This window comes from Salmonella sp. SAL00653 (assembly GCF_046552515.1).
GTDB classification, from domain to species: Bacteria; Pseudomonadota; Gammaproteobacteria; order Enterobacterales; family Enterobacteriaceae; genus Salmonella; species Salmonella enterica.
This window is the reverse complement of record NZ_JBGDTY010000015.1, coordinates 46,211-65,342: the sequence shown is the minus strand read 5'-3', so window position 1 is coordinate 65,342 and position 19,132 is coordinate 46,211. Positions and strand designations below refer to the sequence as shown.

Sequence of the window (19,132 nt, the reverse complement as noted above, 5' to 3'; positions counted from 1 at the left end):
ATAAACGAGCGTTAGCGACGAACAGCGATCGCTTCAATCTCAATTTTCACGTCTTTCGGCAGACGGGCAACTTCCACGCAGGAACGCGCCGGGAAGGTGGCGTTGTGCTCGGTGAAGAAGGCTTCGTAGGTGGCGTTGACGGTCGCGAAATCGTTCAGGTCTTTCACGAAGACGGTCGTTTTCACAATGTCGCCTACTTTCAGGCCAGCGGCTTCCACGATAGCTTTAACGTTTTCCAGCGACTGACGTGCCTGAGCGGATACGTCTTCCGCTACGGCACCGGTTTTCGGATCGACCGGGATCTGACCGGAAGTGATTACCATGCTACCCAGGTCAACGCCCTGTACGTATGGGCCGATTGCTGCTGGTGCATTTTCCGTCGCAATAGTTTTGCTCATGATTTCTCCTGAATTACAGCGGTAATAGAATGTCCCCGCTCATTATAGGGAGCCAGGATCTCATAACCAACCCAAATTAGTTGGCCAGCACCACATAATGCGAAAACTCTTTTTCACAGTATTTGCATTTGAGGGCGATATCATTGGCGCGTTTTTTCACTGCAAAGCTGGAGGATACTGGTTCCGCGTGGCTGATGCAGTTGCTGTTCGGGCAAACCAGCACATTATTAATACGCTCTGGCAGGCTGGGGCGTGATTTCCCGACTACGTCGTAGTTGTCGATGCGGTTAACGGTGGCCTGCGGCGCGTACAGAGCAAGTTGGTTAACCTGCTCTTCGGTGAGAAAGGTGTTTTCTATTTTGATTAAGTCTTTACGCCCCATCTCGCCAGACGGGAGATTCAGACCGATAGTGATTCGCTGATCGGTTTCGGTCAATTTAAACAGACTCAGCAGTTTAAAGCCTACCTGCGCAGGGATATGGTCAATCACGGTGCCGCATTTAATGGCTTCAACCTGCAGTTTGTTATCGTGTGTCATCGTTTTTCTCCCTTACAGACTCAGTTCGCTATTCAGTACTAACGCCAGTAACGCCTGGCGAGCGAAAATACCGTTGCCCGCCTGTTGGAAGTACCAGGCGTGTGGCGTTTTATCCACATCCGTGGTGATTTCATCAATCCGCGGCAGCGGGTGCAGCACTTTCATATTTTCACGCGCGCCGTTCAGGTCGCTGGCGCGCAGAACAAACTGCGCCTTCACATTGGCGTACTCCGACGGGTCGAGACGCTCTTTCTGTACGCGAGTCATATAGAGGATGTCGACGTCGGCCATGACCTCTTCAATAGAACCATGCAGGCTCCAGGCCATCCCTTTTTCATCCAGCATATCCAGAATGTACTGCGGCATCGCCAGCGCGTCCGGCGCGATAAAATAAAAACGGTTGCCGCTAAATTTCGCCAGCGCCTGGGTTAGCGAATGCACGGTGCGGCCATATTTCAGATCGCCGACCATCGCGATATGCAAGTTATCCAGACGGCCCTGCGTTTCCTGGATGGTGAACAGATCCAACAGGGTTTGCGTCGGATGCTGATTCGAACCGTCGCCCGCATTGAGCACCGGCACCTGACCGGAAAACTCCGTCGCCAGACGTGCCGCGCCTTCTTGCGGATGGCGCATCACAATCGCGTCCACGTAAGTGCTAATCACTGAGATCGTGTCGGCTAACGTTTCTCCTTTTTTCCCCAGCGACGTGTTGGCGCTGTCGGAGAAGCCCACTACGCTGGCGCCCAGGCGATGCATTGAAGTTTCAAACGACAGGCGGGTACGCGTGGAGGCTTCGAAAAAGCAGCTGGCGATCACTTTATGTTTCAAAAGCTCCGGCTGCGGGTTGGCTTTTAATTTCGCCGCCGTCGCCAGTACCAGATTAAGATCGTCGCGGCTGAGGTCGTTTATGGAAATGATATGTTTTTGATATAGCGGGTTAGCCATGTTTATCTCCTGACGCCTGGGCAAAAAAAAGCCCCTCAATTGAGGGGCTTGGTATTGGTTTTCAACGGAAAGAAAAACGGCAGGCCTGCGTCTTTTTTCAGACGCGGTAAGACAGAATGTCGTACACACTGAACCATGCTTCCTCCCGGCAAATTGTCCGCGATTATACTCAGCTCTGTTTTGGGATCAAGCGATTAATGCATGATTTACTCATCGCAAACGGTTCTTATGAATTTAAATTCATTTTAAGCAAATAATTAATTTGTTTGTGTACCAGCGCCGTGCGCTGAACGACCCGTGGTGCGACCCAGACAATACTGCTACCGGCAACGACGCCGAGAATTTCCGGCAATGCGTGGTAATCCAGAATTCTCGCGACGGCGCGACCATAACCTGCCGCCGTATGGATAAGGATAAATTCGCTATTATGTTCAACGCTAACGACCATTTCGGCTATTGAACGTCCGGCATCCGGCGAAGGTCGCCGCTGGGGATTTACGGAATAAATCTTTTGTCCCTTCGTATTTCTGATTTTTATTGCGCCCAGCAGCTTGAGCAGGCGCGAAACCGTAGACTGACTGATACCTTCAAATCCCTCATTTTGTAAATCGCGGCGAATCTCCTCCTGGGACAGGTAACTTTTTTCACTAATCAGGCGCTGACAAACCGCCAGTTGCTGTTGTTCTTTGGCGGAGTAATCATCGTATTCCTTCATAAATGCACCTTATCTTTATTATTAATATCAACGGACTGGCGAAATTCATCGCATTTGTCACATCGATTGCGGATCAATCGGGCGGTTTTGCAGGAAAATGAGAAGCCGATCAAAAAAGGTGACGACGTGCCTGATGGCGCTGTGCTTATCAGTCCTGTCGGATAAGACGCGTCGCCATCTGGCTCGTTACATCATCGCTCCGATGCTCAGTACCGCCATATTCAGCAATGTCAGGATCAGCAACAGTGGCGCGACCCATTTCAGATAGCGGACATAGGGAACCCGCGCGATTGCCAGACCGCCCATGACCACGGCGGAGGTGGGAGTAACCAGGTTCACAATCCCGGAGGCCGACTGGTAGGCGGTTACGACTAAATCCCGCTGTACGTGGGCAAAATCCGCTAACGGCGCCATAATGGGCATTGTCAATACGGCAAGACCGGAAGAGGAGGGCACCAGGAAGGAGAGCAATACTTCCAGCCAGTAGGTTACGTTTATGAAAATGGTGGTAGAGAGGCCGGAAACCAGACTTTCCGCGCTGTGCAAAATGGTGTGGGTAATCATACCGTTATCCATGACCACCACAATGCCGCGCGCGATACCAATAATTAGCGCCACGCCGAGCAAATCCCGCGCGCCGTCGATAAAGGTACTGGTGAACGCTTCCTCACCCATCCGCGTTATCACGCCAACGATAATCGCCGCCGCCAGAAAGACGCCGGAGATTTCCGCCATCCACCAGCCGAGAACCGCCACGCCGTAAATCATCACCGCGAAAGAGGCGGCGAAGATCAGCAGCACCCATTTCCGGGTAGCCGTAAACTCCAGCAGTGTATTGGCGCGATTGCCGAGGAAATGGGTGCGATTTTCCTCCATTTTATCCGCCACGATAGAAAGCTCAGGATGGGCGCGGACTTTGCGCGCATAGCGCATTACCCAAAACACGCACAGTACGTAGCCGACAATTAACAGCAGTACGCGCATCAGCATTCCCTGAGTAAAAGGAATGCCGGCGGCGTTGGCGGCAATGACCGTGGCGAAAGGGTTAATGGTCGAACCGAGCGTGCCTATCCCCGCGCCGAGCAGTACGGTTGCCGCCGCCACTAACGGATCGAAGCGGGCCGCCATCATAACCGGCACCAGCAGCGTGTAGAAGGGCAACGACTCCTCCGCCATGCCATAGATAGTGCCGCCTGCGGCGAACAGCGCCATCAGAATGGGGATCATCCACTCATCTTTGCCGTTGAGTTTGGCTGTTACCCGTTCAATACCGGCATCAATCGCCCCCGTTTTATTCACCACCCCCAGAAAGCCGCCGATAATCAAGACAAACAGCGCGACGTCAATGGCGCCGGCGGTGTAGGTTTCGTGGTTATAGAGGCCGTCAATCGGCGCCAGTAAAACAGCGGTAATCCCTTGCGGATGCGCGTCCACGGGGGCATACGTTCCCGCCACCGGCACCTCTTTTCCCAGCGTGGCGTTCATCGCCATTTGGTATTTTCCCGCCGGCACAATCCAGGTCATCACCGCGACCAGGGCAATAAGAATAAACAGGATGGTATAAGCGGTGGGAAATTTAAATTTACCCATGATGTTCTCTCCTGATATCACGGATATGCGCCGCGAGGGCGCATATCCTGTGGGATTAGTCGCCGAGCGTCGCCACCATGACCGCTTTGATGGTGTGCATCCGGTTTTCCGCTTCATCGAAGACTATCGAGCCTGCGGACTCGAACACCTCTTCCGTGACCTCCAGTCCTTTCAGGCCGTAAGCCATTTCGATTTCGCGTCCCACTTTGGTGTGCTCGTTATGGAAGGCGGGCAGGCAGTGCATAAACTTCACATCAGGATTACCGGTAGCGTTTACCACCTGCTGGTTGACCTGATATGGCGTCATCAGACTGACGCGCTCCGCCCAGGCTTCTTTGGGTTCTCCCATCGAGACCCAGACGTCGGTATAGAGGAAATCCACGCCGTGAACGCCATCTTCAACGCTCTCCGTTAAGGTGATACGAGCGCCGGTAACGCTGGCGATTTCCCGGCACTGCGCGACCAGCGCGGCATCAGGCCAGAAGGACTTTGGCGCTATCAGGCGGATATCCATGCCCATCTTCGCCGCGCCCACCATCAGCGAGTTGCCCATGTTGTTGCGCGCGTCGCCCAGGTAGGCGAAGCTCAGTTCCGGCAGCGTTTTACCCGGCGCGTGTTCCAGCATGGTCATTAGATCGGCCAGGATCTGTGTGGGGTGAAATTCATCGGTCAGGCCGTTCCAGACGGGAACGCCCGCGTATTCCCCCAGCTCTTCCACAATGTGTTGACCAAAACCGCGATATTCGATGCCGTCATACATCCGCCCCAGGACGCGAGCAGTATCTTTCATGGACTCTTTATGGCCGATCTGCGAGCCGCTTGGGCCGAGATAAGTCACCTGCGCGCCCTGGTCGAACGCGGCGACTTCAAACGCGCATCGGGTGCGGGTAGAGGTTTTTTCAAAAATCAGCGCGATGTTTTTGCCGATCAGTGTTTGCTTTTCGCATCCGGCTTTTTTTGCGGCTTTCAGCTCAATAGCCAGATCTATGAGGTGTTGGATTTCCGCCGGGGTGTAGTCAAGCAGCTTCAAAAAGTTACGATTTTTCAGTGAAATAACCATTACAATATCCTTGTTAAAATGAATTGCCTGATGGCGCTGCGCTTATCCGGCCCACGGTTATGCGCGCTCTGTAGGCCGAATAAGGCGGAAGCCGCCATCCGGTAAAAAGCCTTATGCGTCAACGTCGGCGGTTTCACACCGAATCAAAGTACCTTTCTCGCCCGCGAGAATGGCTTGCCCATCCGCCAGCGAGCCGATTCCGGCAATGCCGCGGCAATGGCTGACAAACTCAGCGCAGGCGGTCACTTTCGGGCCCATCGAACCGGCGTCGAACTGCATTTCACGAAGCAGCTCCGGCGTAACCTGCGCCAGCGGGCGTTGGGTGGGCTTGCCCCAGTCGAGATACACCGCGTCGGCATCGGTCAGAATGAGCAGCGCGTCGGCGTGAATTTGGCTGGCAAGCAGGGCGGCGGACAGATCTTTGTCGATCACCGCCTCGATACCGTGGTAGCCATCGGCTTTTTCCACGACCGGCACGCCGCCGCCGCCGTTACAGATAACCAGGTGATCGCGGCTAATCAGCGCGCGGATGGCATCGTTTTCCACAATGCGTTTCGGCTGCGGGGAGGGCACAACGCGGCGGAAGGCGTTACCGTCGGCTTTGAATACCCAGCCCTTTTCTGCCTGTAACGCACGGGCCTGCGCTTCGTCGTAAATGGGGCCGATATATTTGGTTGGATTGAGGAATGCCGGGTCGTTGGCATCGACTTCGACCTGGGTGAGCAGGACGCTGATTTCACGCTCCGGCAGATGATTCTTCAGCGCCTGTTGCAGCATGTAGCCAATCATGCCCTGGCTTTCCGCACCGAGAATATCGAGCGGGTAGGGCGTAACGTTAGCGTAGGCGCTATTTTGTAGCGCCAGCAGTCCTACCTGTGGGCCGTTGCCGTGCACTAACACCACGCGCCATTGCCGCGTAAGCTGGGCGATGGTTCTGGCCGCCAGTTCGATATTTTTACGCTGAATATCAGCCTCCAGCGGTTCGCCGCGTTTGAGCAGCGCATTGCCGCCCAGCGCGACGACCAGTGTGCGTTTGTTTTCCATAACGTCTCCTTTAAATACCATCGCGTTCCAGTGGACAGCTCATGCAGCGTGCGCCCCCGCGCCCGCGACCCAGTTCATCGCCGGGAATGGGAAGGACGGTAATGCCGGCTTTGTCGTATTTTTCGTTGGTCCAGATGTTGCGCTCATAGCCCACCACCACGCCGGGACGCAGGGTGAGCACGTTATTGGCGTCATTCCACTGTTCGCGCTCAGCTTCAAATGCGTCGCCGCCAGTGGTGATTAAGCGCACCTGATCGATGCCAAGCGCTTTTTCAAGAGCATGAACCAGCGTGCTCTCTTGGGTTCGTTTCAGACCGCCGCGTCCGTCTGGCGTCAGCGTCCAGCACTGAACGTCCGGGCGAACGACTTCCGGATAGACGGAGAAGGTGTCGATATCAATGTGGGTCATGACGGTGTCAAGGTGCATGCAGGAGCGATGTTTTGGCAGTTCAACGGCAATGACGCGTTCCGCCTGACGATGTTTAAACAATGCCTGCGCCAGGAACTCGACGCCCTGCGGCGTAGTACGTTCAGACATACCGATCAACACCGCGCCGCGGCCAATCACCAGCACATCGCCGCCCTCTAAAGTGGCGTGGTCGTAATTAATGTCCTCGTCGCCGAAATATTTAATGAAATCACCGCCTGCGAATTGAGGATGCCAGCGATAAATAGCACGTAAATTATTCGTTTCACGTTGGCGTGCAGGTTTCGCCATGGGGTTAATTGAGACGCCGTTATATATCCAGCAGGACGTGTCACGGGTAAATAGGTGATTCGGTAATGGCTTCATAATAAAGTCATTAATATCGTGAGTATCGACCACCATATTTTTTATGGAGGCGGGAATTTCGCCGTAAGTTAAACCGCCGCTTAAATGGCGAGCCAGTTCACGGTGCGGCATATCCGCCAGCCAGGCGCGAATATCTGCGGCAAAGGTGGGCCCAAGGCGATAATCGGAAATTTGCGTATCCAGTAGCCAGGCTTTAGCGTCAGCCACATCCAGCGTTTGGGTGAGCAGGTCGGTTAACAGCAACACTTCTATCCCTTGCTGGCGCAGCGTGTTGGCAAAAATGTCATGCTCTTCGCCAGCGCGCTCTACGGATAATACATCGTCAAAAAGTAATTCCTGACAATTTGAAGGGGTAAGTCTTTTTAGGCTGAGATTGGGCCGATGCAACATTACGCTGCGTAATTGACCGATTTCAGAACCGACAAAATGCTTTTCCATCATTATACCTTTTACATAATTTCAAGAATAAAGAAGGAGTGGCTGCAAATATTTAGCGTGCTTGCAGTCGCGGCGTTTCAGTTAAATTCGGGAGCAATGATTGAATTTTATTTGGGTTGTTAATGTGATGAGATTCACATCAATCAAGGAGTGCTATTTTTCTTACTTAATATATGAGCCGGGTCAGAAAAATTCAAAAAACAATAAGGCATTAAATGAATTACTACGCAGCTATATGGTTTGTTATTTTTTTATTGTTAATTATTTGTTTGTTGTATTGAATGATATTTAAATCTTAACTCATTGAAAATAAAATGATTATTTTTAATGGTTGCATAACTATGCGTGAGGGGGATTTTATTATCGGGGATATTTAAATAATTTAAAAATAACTATGGATATAGAAGTCATTTATGCAGGGAGAGCGAATTGTGATCGCTAAAACGTTTTTATGTTAACGCCTTTAATATCAAAGCGTTGTTAGTGATGGCAATTTGGCGCCGCTGGGGTTTATGCATAGGTACTGCATAAAGTTGGGCGAACTATTAACAATATATAAACACCGCTGGCGATAAACATGCGCTGGCGCAAAATCGATGAGAGTAAGGGTAGTATGGCAGCCATTTTTCTCGTATAAAGAGAAAAATAACACGCTGTTTTAACTAAGGGGATGCGATGATTATTGGCAATATTGAACATCTGGAGGCCTGGCTGCCGACGGCGTTACGGCAGGCGATTGAGCACGTCAATGCGCATGTCACGGCAACGACCGCGCCAGGTAAGTATGACATTGACGGCGACAGGCTGTTTTATATGATTTCTGAAAATATGACGGAGCCGGGCGAATCGCGCAGCGCAGAGTATCACGCCCGTTATCTTGATATTCAGATTGTGCTACAAGGTCAGGAAGGGATGGCATTCAGTACCCGGCCTGCGGGAACGCCGCACACGGACTGGCTGGCGGATAAAGACATTGCATTTTTACCGACGAGCGTCGACGAGAAAACCGTCGTCCTGAACGAAGGCGACTTTGTGGTGTTTTATCCCGGCGAAGTGCATAAGCCCCTGTGCGCGGTGGGAGAACCGGCGCGGGTACGTAAAGCGGTTGTGAAAATGCTGATGGCGTAATATTTTGTGCCGGATGGCGGCGCCTGCACGTTGCGATCTTGTAGGCCAACCGCCATCCGGCATCATCACGACATTATTTAGACAGCGTCGCTACCATTACTGCTTTGATGGTATGCATTCGGTTTTCCGCTTCATCAAAGACAATGCTGGCCGCAGACTCAAAAACCTCGTCGGTCACTTCCATCCCGCCATGTAAACCGTACTCTTCGGCCATTTTTTTGCCGAGCGTGGTTTCGTCATCATGGAACGCAGGCAGACAATGCAGGAACTTAACCTGCGGATTGCCGGTTAACGCCATCATCTGGCTGTTGACCTGATAATCACGCAGCAGGGCAATACGCTCCGCCCATTTCTCTTTGGGTTCGCCCATAGAGACCCAAACATCGGTATAGATAAAATCCGCGCCTTTTACGCCTGAGGCGATATCTTCGGTCAGGGTGATGGCGCCGCCGTTCTTTTTCGCCATGGCGCTGCACTCCGCCACTAACGCGGCTTGCGGCCAGCAGGCTTTTGGCGCGACCAGACGGAGATCCAATCCTGTTAACGCGGCGGCTTCCAGCATGGAGTTACCCATGTTATTACGCGCGTCTCCGGCATAGACCAACGTCATCTCGTTAAAGGCTTTACCCGGCAGATGTTCCTGCATGGTGAGCAGATCCGCCAGTAATTGCGTTGGGTGATACTCATCGGTTAAACCGTTCCATACCGGCACACCGGAATATTCAGCCAGCGTTTCGACGATCTCCTGGCCATATCCTCGATACTGAATACCGTCAAACATCCGGCCCAGGACGCGGGCAGTATCTTTGATGGACTCTTTATGGCCGATCTGGCTCCCGCTGGAACCCAGGTACGTCACGCGCGCCCCCTGATCGTATGCGGCAACTTCGAAAGAGCATCGTGTCCGGGTCGAGTCTTTTTCGAAGATGAGCGCAATATTCTTACCCACCAGCTTTTGTTCTTCTTTACCGTTTTTCTTATCGGCTTTCAGTTTGGCGGCAAGCTGCAACAGAGCAGTGAGCTCGCTGGTGGTGAAATCAAGTAACTTTAAAAAAGGTTTTTGGTAAAACGTATACATACTTCCCTCACATGGCTTAGGCCTCTCATTGAATTAAAATTCACTTTATATGGATGATTATTCATTTGCAACCCTGTTTGATAAAACTTTTCTCGATAAGGTGGAGGCAACGTCGGCGGTATGTGACAATAAGAGTATCGGCAGGACATCTATGAGGAACGAGCTATGGCAAACCCGGAACTACTGGAAGAGCAGCGTGAAGAAACGCGGTTAATTATTGAAGAGTTACTTGAGGACGGCAGCGATCCGGATGCGCTGTACACTATCGAGCATCACCTTTCCGCTGACGATTTCGAAACGTTGGAAAAAGCCGCGGTAGAAGCCTTTAAACTCGGCTATGAAGTGACGGAGCCGGAAGAGCTGGAAGTGGAAGAGGGCGATACGGTTATTTGTTGCGACATCCTCAGCGAGTGCGCGTTGAACGCCGAACTCATCGACGCTCAGGTTGAGCAACTGATGAACCTGGCGGAAAAATATGATGTTGAATACGACGGCTGGGGAACCTATTTTGAAGACCCTAATGGCGAAGAGGGTGATGACGACGATTATGTCGATGAAGATGACGACGGCGTGCGTCACTAAAGCTGCATAGTATGACGGTACGGCAGCGTCTGCTGTCGTATTTTTTTAACAGGTTACGTATGAATTACCCGCAAATACTCTCTCCGGTGCTTAATTTCCTGCATTGCCCGACGCCGCAGGCGTGGATTGTCCAGGCCCGCGATCCGCAAAATCTTCCTCTTCTGCTTACCGATCACTTGATCTGCGAACTGAAGGCTGCGCAAACCGCGTTGCTGTTGGTGCGTAAATATGTCGCCGATAAATCGGGCGCCGACGCGCTGCTCGCCTGGCTGCAACCTTACGAGGCGTTCGCGTTTCGTCAGGGGCCGGAGCCGGATTTTGTTGCCCTGCATAGACAGGTTAGCAAAAGCGCCATGCCGCAAACTGATGACCCCTGGGGTCGTCAGCTTATCGACCGTATGGTGTTATTGATTAAAGAGGAGTTGCACCATTTTTGGCAGGTACGCGAGGTCATGCAGGCCAGAAACATTCCTTATGTGAAAATCACCGCCAGCCGCTACGCGAAAGGAATGTTGAAAGCGGTACGCACGCACGAACCGCTCACCTTAATTGATAAGCTGATTTGCGGGGCGTATATCGAAGCCCGCTCCTGCGAACGTTTTGCCGCTCTGGCGCCCTGGCTGGATGAGGATTTACAGACGTTTTATCTCTCGCTTCTGCGCTCCGAAGCGCGGCATTATCAGGATTACCTGGAGCTGGCGCAGCAGATTTCCGCCGAGGACATTTCTGCGCGCGTGCGCTATTTTGGCGAGGTGGAAGCTGATCTTATCTTGTCGCCAGACCGCGAGTTTCGTTTTCATAGCGGCGTGCCAGCCGCCGGATAAAGGGTAAAATTAAAGATTAGCGTTTTTATCTTTTACGCTGTCGCCACCTGCGTGGTCATCCGCCCGACATCAAACTGCTGGCGAGCAGAAAAAGTCATTTTCATGATATTCTGTCCTGAGTAAAGCCTGCCCTGCGGCAGGCAAAAAGAACTCATTCAGTGTTATATTCCCGAAAGGTGACCTTGAACAATGCCATTTTTGCATCATCACTACGGGTTTTTGTGTTGAAATAGTTACTGTTTCACGCCTTTTGACGCTTCAGAGCAGGTCTTGCCAACAAAGGTTTGTTTAATTTTGTTGATGGAGGTTGTTTTATTACCTCCTGCATCGACATCCGATTTCATGGTCATCGCAAATTCTGTATCGCTTATTTTCGTCGTTTCTACAATAGAGTGCGATTTGACATCAGGATTATTACAGACAGTCTCATTGATCAGTTTGGTATCCGTACTTTCTACAAATGTTGTCGTGCAACCGCCTGCACTGGTAGAAAACCCCTTCACCATTTTTTTAGAATCTTCAGACATTTTAGGGGTATAACACATAAGCGTCGCTATGCCCGAATTTTTTTCATCCATTAATACTTCTTTTGTATCTGGATTGATGGTGCGCATTTCTATATTTTCCATTTTCCATTCGCCGGGCTGTATATCTAATGCATATACATTAGAGATACTAATAAACATAGCGGGGAAAACAATTGCTGATAATAGGCGTGTCATTTATAACTTCCTTGAATAATAAGTGATTCCCGGATAACAGGATGTTTCCGGGATTACTTATATCAGCAAAAATAATACCTGACGAGGATAAATAAACGCCTGGTTTTCAGAGATCCTTTAACATCCTCACTTCGCAATCGACATGTCCGGTGCAGCCGAGCGGCTCGCTAATATGTTCAAATCCTAAACGTTCGTATAGCGCAATCGCCTCGCGTAAAAAAGCCGTTGTTTCCAGATAGCAGCGTTTAAAACCCTGTTCACGGGCATGCTCCAGCGCCATCAGCGCCAGCTTTTTCGCCAGCCCCTGACCACTAATCACCGGTAAAAAATACATTTTTTGCAGTTCACAAATGTCTGGTTCGCTACAGGATAACGGCGCCACGCCGCCGCCGCCCACCACACAACCGTTTTGCTCTACCACCCAGTAGGCCGCGCCCGGTTGGCTATAAACCTGATACAGTTCATCCAGATTGGGGTCGGCAACGGTATAACCTTTATCGGCGGTAAGTCCGTATTCCGCTGAAACCTGACGGATGACACGGGCAATAGCGGCATTGTCGGCGGTAGTGATTCGGCGCACCGTGAGCGTTGGCGAGGCGACATTATTCATAATATGGCTCAATTTTTAAAATTTATTTATAGATTACTTTAATACCACCGTCTTGAGTTACGCGCAAGGAGATCCTGAATCAGACAAAATAAAAGGCGGAAAAATTAAACAAAAATAGTATCGTAGTCAAATCAGTAACAATTTACTGGTTTTTATTATTAATTCTAATAGATTGTAATTCAGGGATATGATTCATGAATAACGTTATCAGTAGTAAAGATAACCATAATCACACGTTGGTGTTTACAGGCAAGGGCGGAAAGTATTTTGTTATTTGCCTTGTGAATTTCTTGTTGACGTGTATCACGTTGGGAATCTATGCGCCGTGGGCGATGGTGAAATGTCGACGTTATATTTATACTAATATGACGCTAAACAATCAGCCTTTTGCTTACAAAGCCACGGGCGGCGCATTATTTATTAGTGTGTTGTTAGTTTTTATTATTTATATTGTTAGCCTCTCTCTTATTGAACACGGTCATCCCGGTCTCGGTTTTACGCTATTCGGCTTATTAATTGCGATTATTCCTTTTATGGCGGTGAAAGGATTACAGTATCAGGCGATGATGACTTCGCTTAATGGCGTACATTTTGGATTCCAGTGTTCCATGCGGCGCGCCTGGTGGTACATGTTCGCTCTCCCGGTACTCCTGATGGTGGCGCTTTATATTGTTCTTTATATTATCTCACTGGTAACCATCGCCGTCGGCGGTTTAGTGTTCAATATCGTTTTTCTCGGTTTGCTGGCTATTATTGGGATAGGGGTCATTAACGGTATTACCTACAGCAAATGGATGACCTTGTTTGGCAATGGCGCAAACTTTGGCATTCATCGTTTCTCGATTCAGGTTAATGTTAAAACGTGCATCAGAGGGTGCGTGTTGGCAATGTTGACCCTTTTCCCTTTTGCTGTCGTGATTGGTTATCTAATCGCGCCGGTGTTCACCGACATGATTCTTTTGAGTATGATGGGGAATGCGCAGGCAGGAGGGGCGCTTATTCTGCAATATTATGGCCAGATAATGGCATGTTATTTCCTCTATTTTCTCGCGATTATTGTGGTAACCAGTTACTTATATGTGGCGTTACGCAACCTGTTTTTAAACAATTTGTCACTGGCGAACGATTCGATTCGTTTTCATTCCTCTGTCACTGCACACGGTATGCTGTGGCGGTTACTGGTGGTGTTTGTGATTTCCGGCGTGACCTTAGGGCTGGCTTATCCGTGGTTGAAAATTTGGCTGGTGAGCTGGCTGGCGCAGAATACACAGGTCCAGGGCGATCTGGATTCGCTTGAGTTAACCAATGATGAGAAGCCGCTGGAAAACAGCCTGCTAATGTGGATTTCTCGTGGCATCATGCCTTACTTCCCGTTTATCTGATGTAAAAAGGCCGACGTTTACGTCGGCCCATAATTCATGTTGTCGGATGGCGGCGTGAATGCCTTATCCGGCCTACCGATCGCGCCATTTCAATAAGCGAACGTGTAGGCCTGGTAAGCGAAGCGCCATCAGGCTTTCAGATTACAGCGCGCTAATAACCGCCTGCTGCTCAATCAGTTTCGCTTTGGCTTCTGCGTAACTGTCCAGCTTCTCACGCTCTTTGGCAATCACCGCTTCCGGCGCACGGGCGACGAAACCTTCGTTGGACAGCTTGCCTTCGATACGGGCAATCTCACCTTCGATTTTCGCCACTTCTTTCGCCAGACGCGCCAGCTCATCGTCTTTGTTGATGAGGCCAGCCATCGGGATCAGCAGTTCGGCGCCGTCGATGATTTTGGTCACGGAAACCGGACCTTTGTCATCGGCTGGCAGCACGGTGATGCTTTCCAGACGCGCCAGGGTTTGCAGGAAGCTACGGTTGTCGTTAACACGACGAACGGCTTCTTCACTACAGCCGCGCAGCAGCAGTTCCAGCGGTTTGCCCGGGGCGATGTTCATTTCCGCACGAATGTTACGTACGGCAACGATCGCCTGCTTCAGCCACTCGGTATCGGCCAACGCGGCTTCATCCACCTGTGCGGCGTTATATTCCGGGAACGGCTGCAGCATGATGGTGTCGGCAGTAATACCGCAAATGACCTTCACACGCTGCCAGATGGTTTCGGTGATGAACGGAATGATCGGGTGCGCCAGGCGCAGCAGACCTTCCAGTACGGTGACCAGCGTATGGCGGGTGCCGCGCAGTTCAGACTCGGAACCCCCGGTCATTACCGGCTTGGTCAGCTCCAGATACCAGTCGCAGAACTGGTTCCAGGTGAATTCATACAGAATGCCCGCGGCGATGTCGAAGCGGAAGTTATCCAGTGCTTCGCGGTAGGCTTTAACGGTCTGGTTGAATTCCGCCAGGATCCAGCGGTCCGCCAGCGACAGCGTCATTTCGCCGCCGTTGAAGCCGCAATCCTGCTCTTCGGTGTTCATCAGCACAAAGCGGCTGGCGTTCCACAGCTTGTTACAGAAGTTACGGTAGCCTTCCAGACGCTTCATATCCCAGTTGATGTCGCGACCGGTCGAGGCCAGCGCCGCCAGGGTAAAGCGCAGGGCGTCGGTGCCGTGCGGCTCAATGCCGTTCGGGAACTGCTTCTCGGTACGCTTGCGGATTTTCTCCGCCATCTGCGGCTGCATCATGTTGCCGGTGCGTTTTTCCAGCAGTTCCGGCAGGGAGATGCCGTCCACCATATCCAGCGGGTCGATAACGTTACCCTTGGATTTGGACATCTTCTGGCCTTCGTCGTCGCGAATCAGACCGGTCATGTAGACGGTATGGAACGGCACCTGCGGCTTGCCGTTTTCATCTTTGATGAAGTGCATGGTCATCATGATCATGCGGGCAATCCAGAAGAAGATGATGTCGAAGCCGGAAACCATCACGCTGGTCGGGTGGAACTGACGCAGCGCGTCGGTGTTTTCCGGCCAGCCGAGGGTAGAGAAAGTCCACAGCGCGGAGGAGAACCAGGTATCAAGAACGTCTTCGTCCTGACGAAGCGCAACGTCGGCGCCGAGGTTATTTTCCTGACGCACTTCGTCTTCGGTACGGCCAACGTAGACGTTGCCGTCGTTGTCATACCATGCCGGGATACGGTGACCCCACCACAACTGACGAGAGATACACCAGTCCTGGATATCACGCATCCAGGAGAAGTACATGTTTTCGTACTGCTTCGGCACGAACTGAATGTCGCCGTTTTCAACCGCTTCCACCGCCGGTTTCGCCAGCACGTCGGCACGGACGTACCACTGGTCGGTTAGCATCGGTTCGATAACCACGCCGCCACGGTCGCCGTAAGGGACGGTCAGATCGTGCGGTTTAATTTCTTCCAACAGGCCCAGCGCGTCAACGGCAGCAACGATGGCCTTACGGGCCGCAAAGCGTTCCAGCTTTTGGAACTCAGCCGGAATCTCGCTGGAATAAACGTCAGACTCTTCACCTTTGGTATCGAACACTTCCGCGCTTTCGCGAATGTCGCCGTCAAAGGTCAGGATGTTGATCATCGGCAGGGCGTGACGTTTCCCGACTTCATAGTCGTTAAAGTCGTGCGCCGGGGTGATCTTCACGCAGCCGGTGCCTTTTTCCATATCGGCATGTTCGTCGCCAACAATCGGAATGCGGCGGTTAACCAGCGGCAGAATAACGAATTTACCGATAAGACTCTGGTAGCGCGGATCTTCCGGGTTCACGGCCACGCCGGTATCGCCGAGAATAGTTTCCGGGCGGGTGGTCGCGACAACCAGATAATCTTTACCGTCTGCGGTTTTCGCGCCATCGGCCAGCGGATAGCGGATGTGCCACATCGAGCCTTTGGACTCGCGGTTTTCCACTTCCAGGTCAGAGATGGCGGTACGCAGTTTCGGGTCCCAGTTCACCAGGCGTTTGCCACGGTAAATCAGGTCTTCTTTGTACAGGCGAACAAAGACTTCTTTCACGGCATTGGAAAGGCCTTCGTCCATGGTGAAGCGCTCGCGCTCCCAGTCCACCGAGTTGCCGAGACGGCGCATCTGACGGGTAATGGTGCCGCCGGATTTCGCTTTCCACTGCCAGATTTTGTCGATAAACGCATCGCGGCCGTAGTCGTGACGGGTTTTACCTTCTTCAGCGGCAATCTTGCGCTCAACCACCATCTGGGTCGCTATCCCAGCGTGGTCGGTGCCGACCTGCCACAGGGTGTTTTTACCCTGCATACGCTGGTAACGGATCATGGTATCCATGATGGTTTGCTGGAAAGCATGTCCCATATGCAAACTGCCGGTGACGTTCGGCGGCGGGATCATGATGCAGAAGGACTCTTTGCTTTCGTCGCCGTTAGGCTTGAAATAGCCCTGCTTTTCCCAGTGCTCGTAAAGCGGCTGTTCGATATCTTGGGGGTTATATGTCTTTTCCATTATTTCCAGGTTGCCGTATTCAGGTTAAAACCAGCCACGCGGTAGGCTTTGTAGCGTTCGCGCGCCAGTTGTTTCAAAGTTTCTTCGTAAGGGACGAAGTCTACCACTTCTGTGAAAGCGGTGGCAAAATCTGCAAAGCTTGTACGCAGGCTGATTAAAATATCGCGCGGGCTGCTGTTGCGTTTTTGCGGCCAGGCGATTTCAACCGGCGCGCCGCCGCGTGGGCCTTCGCCTGCCAGATTGTGCGGGACAAAACTTTCCGCCGGTCTTGCCCACAGCGCTTCATCCAGCCGAATGGCCTGCTTCTCATCTTCGCAGGCGATCAGCACGCGCTTGCCGGCGCGCCAACGTTCTGCGGCAATTTCACACACCAGTTGTTCAACGGCGCTTAAACCGTTGACGGTGGTGTCATTGTCCAGAAGATAGAACGTCGCATTCTTCATAGTATGGGGCTTCTTGTGGTGGATTTAAATGCGTTGCCATGATGCCTCCCGTAGGCCGGATAAGCGCAGCGCCATCCGGCAAAACGCCTGATGGCGGCGCTAATGCGCCTTATCAGGCCTACGGGGTAATCTCAAACTTACTCTTCGCCGTTAAAGCCCGCACGATTGAGCAGGAACTGCGACAGCAGCGCTACCGGACGACCCGTCGCGCCTTTCGCTTTGCCGGATCGCCAGGCGGTGCCGGCGATATCCAGGTGCGCCCAGTTATACTTACGGGTAAAGCGCGACAGGAAGCAGCCCGCGGTGATAGCGCCGCCAGGACGACCACCAATATTCGCCATATCCGCAAAGTTGGACTCCAGTTGTTCCTGGAACTCATCGACCAGCGGCAGACGCCACGCGCGGTCGCCCGCTTGCTCGGACGCGCCGATCAGTTCATGCGCCAGCGGGTTATGGTTCGACATCAGACCGGTAATGTGATGGCCCAGCGCAATCACGCAGGCGCCAGTTAGCGTCGCGACGTCAATGACGGCTTCCGGTTCGAAGCGCTCAACGTAGGTCAGCACGTCGCACAGTACCAGACGGCCTTCAGCATCGGTATTCAGCACTTCAACCGTCTGACCGGACATGGTGGTCAGTACGTCGCCCGGACGATACGCGCGTCCGCCCGGCATGTTTTCACAGCCCGCCAGTACGCCGATAACGTTAATCGGTAGCTGAAGCTCGGCGACCATACGCATCACGCCGTAAACCGCCGCCGCGCCGCACATGTCGTACTTCATCTCGTCCATCCCTTCAGATGGCTTGATGGAGATGCCGCCGGAGTCGAAGGTCAGGCCTTTACCCACCAGCACGATCGGGCGCGCGTCTTCGGATGGATTGCCCTTGTACTCAATCACCGACATCAGCGATTCATTCTGCGAACCGTGGCCGACCGCCAGATAAGCGTTCATACCCAGTTCGCGCATTTGCTGTTCGCCGATCACGCGGGTAATGACATTTTTGCTGTAGCTGTCGGCCAACTGGCGCGCCTGTGACGCCAGGTAGGCGGCGTTACAGATATTGGGCGGCATGTTGCCGAGATCTTTCGCAGCCTTAATCCCGGCGGCGATGGCCAGACCGTGCTGAATGGCGCGTTCGCCGCTGGTGAGCTCACGGCGGGTCGGCACATTAAAGACCATCTTACGTAGCGGGCGGCGCGGCTCGCTCTTGTTGGTCTTGAGTTGATCAAAGCTATAAAGCGTCTCTTTGGCCGTTTCGACGGCCTGACGCACTTTCCAGTAGTTGTTGCGGCCTTTAACGTGCAGTTCGGTCAGGAAACAGACGGCTTCCATCGAACCAGTATCATTCAGAGTATTTATCGTTTTCTGAATAACCTGCTTATACTGACGTTCATCAAGCTCGCGCTCTTTGCCGCAACCAATGAGGAGGATTCGCTCGGAAAGAACGTTAGGAACATGGTGCAGCAACAGAGTCTGCCCCGGTTTTCCTTCCAGTTCGCCGCGACGCAGCAATGCGCTGATGTATCCGTCGCTAATTTTGTCGAGCTGTTCTGCAATCGGAGAAAGGCGACGCGGTTCAAAGACGCCCACGACAATGCAGGCACTCCGCTGTTTCTCCGGGCTACCGCTTTTTACACTGAACTCCATGCACTATGCTCCTGAATCTTAAAGACAACAGTGGTGGCTACAGCTATACTCGTCGTCTTTCAAGTTGCAGATGCGTTGGCTGCGCCTGCTCACCCCTGTCACTTACCTGATGTAAGCTCCGGGGCTCCACAGTCCTGCCGCCTGCCTGCAACTCGAAATCCATTAGAGTATAGAAATTGAAAGCTTTCGTAAC

22 protein-coding genes are annotated in these 19,132 nt (G+C 52.3%); 5 read left to right on the top strand and 17 right to left on the bottom strand.

Annotation, left to right across the window (positions count from 1 at the left end):
• Positions 1-11: 11 nt before the first annotated feature.
• The 4 genes from ridA to pyrL all read right to left on the bottom strand — a co-directional run bounded on the left by ridA (position 12) and on the right by pyrL (position 2,021).
• Positions 12-398, bottom strand: a complete 387-nt coding sequence (ridA, locus tag ACLJRU_RS17095) for a 2-iminobutanoate/2-iminopropanoate deaminase (protein ID WP_000047544.1) — start codon at positions 396-398, stop codon at positions 12-14.
• Between the two features lie 76 nt (positions 399-474).
• Entirely contained in the window at positions 475-936 is a 462-nt protein-coding gene (gene pyrI / locus ACLJRU_RS17090; protein WP_000148570.1) for an aspartate carbamoyltransferase regulatory subunit, read from the bottom strand.
• 12 nt (positions 937-948) lie between these two features.
• Positions 949-1,884 (bottom strand): aspartate carbamoyltransferase, encoded by a 936-nt coding sequence (gene pyrB, locus ACLJRU_RS17085; RefSeq protein ID WP_000013055.1) that lies wholly within the window; start codon positions 1,882-1,884, stop codon positions 949-951.
• A 35-nt stretch (positions 1,885-1,919) separates the two neighbouring features.
• A complete protein-coding gene (gene pyrL, locus ACLJRU_RS17080) occupies positions 1,920-2,021 on the bottom strand; it encodes a pyr operon leader peptide (protein ID WP_000249504.1) in 102 nt (33 codons plus the stop codon).
• Between pyrL and ACLJRU_RS17075 the strand changes: the two genes are divergently transcribed.
• Complete coding sequence (locus ACLJRU_RS17075) at positions 2,001-2,141, top strand: hypothetical protein (RefSeq protein ID WP_001541415.1); 141 nt, start codon at positions 2,001-2,003, stop codon at positions 2,139-2,141. The two genes, pyrL and ACLJRU_RS17075, sit on opposite strands and share 21 nt — an antisense overlap.
• Here the strand turns inward: ACLJRU_RS17075 and ACLJRU_RS17070 are convergent.
• The 5 genes from ACLJRU_RS17070 to arcA all read right to left on the bottom strand — a co-directional run bounded on the left by ACLJRU_RS17070 (position 2,111) and on the right by arcA (position 7,524).
• Complete coding sequence (locus tag ACLJRU_RS17070; protein ID WP_000666051.1) at positions 2,111-2,599, bottom strand: arginine repressor; 489 nt, start codon at positions 2,597-2,599, stop codon at positions 2,111-2,113. The genes ACLJRU_RS17075 and ACLJRU_RS17070 overlap by 31 nt on opposite strands.
• Before the next feature lie 186 nt (positions 2,600-2,785).
• A complete protein-coding gene (locus ACLJRU_RS17065; RefSeq protein ID WP_000514421.1) occupies positions 2,786-4,189 on the bottom strand; it encodes a YfcC family protein in 1,404 nt (467 codons plus the stop codon).
• Between the two features lie 55 nt (positions 4,190-4,244).
• Positions 4,245-5,249 (bottom strand): ornithine carbamoyltransferase, encoded by a 1,005-nt coding sequence (argF, locus tag ACLJRU_RS17060; protein ID WP_000237031.1) that lies wholly within the window; start codon positions 5,247-5,249, stop codon positions 4,245-4,247.
• Positions 5,250-5,360: 111 nt separating this feature from the next.
• Positions 5,361-6,293, bottom strand: coding sequence for a carbamate kinase (gene arcC / locus ACLJRU_RS17055; protein WP_000428751.1), 933 nt, complete (start codon positions 6,291-6,293; stop codon positions 5,361-5,363).
• A 10-nt stretch (positions 6,294-6,303) separates the two neighbouring features.
• Complete coding sequence (arcA, locus tag ACLJRU_RS17050; protein ID WP_000410844.1) at positions 6,304-7,524, bottom strand: arginine deiminase; 1,221 nt, start codon at positions 7,522-7,524, stop codon at positions 6,304-6,306.
• 675 nt (positions 7,525-8,199) lie between these two features.
• Here arcA and ACLJRU_RS17045 point away from each other — a divergent pair.
• Positions 8,200-8,652 (top strand): YhcH/YjgK/YiaL family protein, encoded by a 453-nt coding sequence (locus ACLJRU_RS17045; protein WP_000583455.1) that lies wholly within the window; start codon positions 8,200-8,202, stop codon positions 8,650-8,652.
• Positions 8,653-8,725: 73 nt separating this feature from the next.
• Here the strand turns inward: ACLJRU_RS17045 and argF (ACLJRU_RS17040) are convergent, their stop codons facing one another.
• A complete protein-coding gene (gene argF, locus ACLJRU_RS17040) occupies positions 8,726-9,730 on the bottom strand; it encodes an ornithine carbamoyltransferase (protein ID WP_001541421.1) in 1,005 nt (334 codons plus the stop codon).
• Positions 9,700-9,795, bottom strand: a complete 96-nt coding sequence (gene argL, locus ACLJRU_RS17035) for a putative translational regulatory protein ArgL (RefSeq protein WP_223557565.1) — start codon at positions 9,793-9,795, stop codon at positions 9,700-9,702. Before argL ends, argF (ACLJRU_RS17040) begins: the two co-directional genes overlap by 31 nt.
• Positions 9,796-9,895: 100 nt before the next feature.
• Between argL and rraB the strand changes: the two genes are divergently transcribed.
• Both rraB and miaE read left to right on the top strand, forming a co-directional pair.
• Positions 9,896-10,312: a ribonuclease E inhibitor RraB gene (gene rraB, locus ACLJRU_RS17030; protein ID WP_000002940.1), complete on the top strand. Its 417-nt coding sequence runs from the start codon at positions 9,896-9,898 to the stop codon at positions 10,310-10,312.
• Positions 10,313-10,323: 11 nt separating this feature from the next.
• Positions 10,324-11,136: a tRNA isopentenyl-2-thiomethyl-A-37 hydroxylase MiaE gene (gene miaE / locus ACLJRU_RS17025; protein ID WP_000218458.1), complete on the top strand. Its 813-nt coding sequence runs from the start codon at positions 10,324-10,326 to the stop codon at positions 11,134-11,136.
• Between the two features lie 32 nt (positions 11,137-11,168).
• On the opposite strand, the gene ACLJRU_RS17020 is transcribed toward miaE, so the two are convergent.
• From ACLJRU_RS17020 to ACLJRU_RS17010, 3 genes are all read right to left on the bottom strand, one after another.
• Positions 11,169-11,291: a hypothetical protein gene (locus ACLJRU_RS17020; protein ID WP_001541428.1), complete on the bottom strand. Its 123-nt coding sequence runs from the start codon at positions 11,289-11,291 to the stop codon at positions 11,169-11,171.
• A gap of 78 nt (positions 11,292-11,369) precedes the next feature.
• Positions 11,370-11,858 carry a DUF3617 domain-containing protein gene (locus tag ACLJRU_RS17015; RefSeq protein WP_000197498.1) on the bottom strand — a complete coding sequence of 163 codons (489 nt, stop codon included), beginning with the start codon at positions 11,856-11,858 and terminating at the stop codon, positions 11,370-11,372.
• 106 nt (positions 11,859-11,964) lie between these two features.
• A complete protein-coding gene (locus tag ACLJRU_RS17010) occupies positions 11,965-12,468 on the bottom strand; it encodes a GNAT family N-acetyltransferase (protein ID WP_023235492.1) in 504 nt (167 codons plus the stop codon).
• A gap of 194 nt (positions 12,469-12,662) precedes the next feature.
• Here ACLJRU_RS17010 and ACLJRU_RS17005 point away from each other — a divergent pair, with 194 nt between their 5' ends.
• A complete protein-coding gene (locus ACLJRU_RS17005) occupies positions 12,663-13,850 on the top strand; it encodes a YjgN family protein (RefSeq protein ID WP_001066974.1) in 1,188 nt (395 codons plus the stop codon).
• 141 nt (positions 13,851-13,991) lie between these two features.
• Here ACLJRU_RS17005 and ACLJRU_RS17000 read toward each other — a convergent pair whose 3' ends face one another.
• From ACLJRU_RS17000 to pepA, 3 genes are all read right to left on the bottom strand, one after another.
• Positions 13,992-16,847 (bottom strand): valine--tRNA ligase, encoded by a 2,856-nt coding sequence (locus tag ACLJRU_RS17000; protein ID WP_023235493.1) that lies wholly within the window; start codon positions 16,845-16,847, stop codon positions 13,992-13,994.
• Positions 16,847-17,290 carry a DNA polymerase III subunit chi gene (gene holC, locus ACLJRU_RS16995; RefSeq protein ID WP_001523689.1) on the bottom strand — a complete coding sequence of 148 codons (444 nt, stop codon included), beginning with the start codon at positions 17,288-17,290 and terminating at the stop codon, positions 16,847-16,849. The genes ACLJRU_RS17000 and holC overlap by 1 nt, the downstream gene beginning before the upstream one ends.
• Before the next feature lie 137 nt (positions 17,291-17,427).
• A complete protein-coding gene (pepA, locus tag ACLJRU_RS16990) occupies positions 17,428-18,939 on the bottom strand; it encodes a leucyl aminopeptidase (protein WP_038394078.1) in 1,512 nt (503 codons plus the stop codon).
• Positions 18,940-19,132 lie beyond the last annotated feature (193 nt).

Excerpts from the sequence above, each read along its gene's own strand:
- ridA (WP_000047544.1), bottom strand. The coding sequence starts at position 398 with ATGAGCAAAACTATTGCGACGGAAAATGCACCAGCAGCAATCGGCCCA.
- pyrI (WP_000148570.1), bottom strand. The coding sequence starts at position 936 with ATGACACACGATAACAAACTGCAGGTTGAAGCCATTAAATGCGGCACC.
- pyrB (WP_000013055.1), bottom strand. The coding sequence starts at position 1,884 with ATGGCTAACCCGCTATATCAAAAACATATCATTTCCATAAACGACCTC.
- ACLJRU_RS17075 (WP_001541415.1), top strand. The coding sequence starts at position 2,001 with ATGTCGTACACACTGAACCATGCTTCCTCCCGGCAAATTGTCCGCGAT.
- pyrL (WP_000249504.1), bottom strand. The coding sequence starts at position 2,021 with ATGGTTCAGTGTGTACGACATTCTGTCTTACCGCGTCTGAAAAAAGAC.
- ACLJRU_RS17070 (WP_000666051.1), bottom strand. The coding sequence starts at position 2,599 with ATGAAGGAATACGATGATTACTCCGCCAAAGAACAACAGCAACTGGCG.
- ACLJRU_RS17065 (WP_000514421.1), bottom strand. The coding sequence starts at position 4,189 with ATGGGTAAATTTAAATTTCCCACCGCTTATACCATCCTGTTTATTCTT.
- argF (WP_000237031.1), bottom strand. The coding sequence starts at position 5,249 with ATGGTTATTTCACTGAAAAATCGTAACTTTTTGAAGCTGCTTGACTAC.
- arcC (WP_000428751.1), bottom strand. The coding sequence starts at position 6,293 with ATGGAAAACAAACGCACACTGGTCGTCGCGCTGGGCGGCAATGCGCTG.
- arcA (WP_000410844.1), bottom strand. The coding sequence starts at position 7,524 with ATGGAAAAGCATTTTGTCGGTTCTGAAATCGGTCAATTACGCAGCGTA.
- ACLJRU_RS17045 (WP_000583455.1), top strand. The coding sequence starts at position 8,200 with ATGATTATTGGCAATATTGAACATCTGGAGGCCTGGCTGCCGACGGCG.
- argF (WP_001541421.1), bottom strand. The coding sequence starts at position 9,730 with ATGTATACGTTTTACCAAAAACCTTTTTTAAAGTTACTTGATTTCACC.
- argL (WP_223557565.1), bottom strand. The coding sequence starts at position 9,795 with ATGAATAATCATCCATATAAAGTGAATTTTAATTCAATGAGAGGCCTA.
- rraB (WP_000002940.1), top strand. The coding sequence starts at position 9,896 with ATGGCAAACCCGGAACTACTGGAAGAGCAGCGTGAAGAAACGCGGTTA.
- miaE (WP_000218458.1), top strand. The coding sequence starts at position 10,324 with ATGACGGTACGGCAGCGTCTGCTGTCGTATTTTTTTAACAGGTTACGT.
- ACLJRU_RS17020 (WP_001541428.1), bottom strand. The coding sequence starts at position 11,291 with ATGAGTTCTTTTTGCCTGCCGCAGGGCAGGCTTTACTCAGGACAGAAT.
- ACLJRU_RS17015 (WP_000197498.1), bottom strand. The coding sequence starts at position 11,858 with ATGACACGCCTATTATCAGCAATTGTTTTCCCCGCTATGTTTATTAGT.
- ACLJRU_RS17010 (WP_023235492.1), bottom strand. The coding sequence starts at position 12,468 with ATGAATAATGTCGCCTCGCCAACGCTCACGGTGCGCCGAATCACTACC.
- ACLJRU_RS17005 (WP_001066974.1), top strand. The coding sequence starts at position 12,663 with ATGAATAACGTTATCAGTAGTAAAGATAACCATAATCACACGTTGGTG.
- ACLJRU_RS17000 (WP_023235493.1), bottom strand. The coding sequence starts at position 16,847 with ATGGAAAAGACATATAACCCCCAAGATATCGAACAGCCGCTTTACGAG.
- holC (WP_001523689.1), bottom strand. The coding sequence starts at position 17,290 with ATGAAGAATGCGACGTTCTATCTTCTGGACAATGACACCACCGTCAAC.
- pepA (WP_038394078.1), bottom strand. The coding sequence starts at position 18,939 with ATGGAGTTCAGTGTAAAAAGCGGTAGCCCGGAGAAACAGCGGAGTGCC.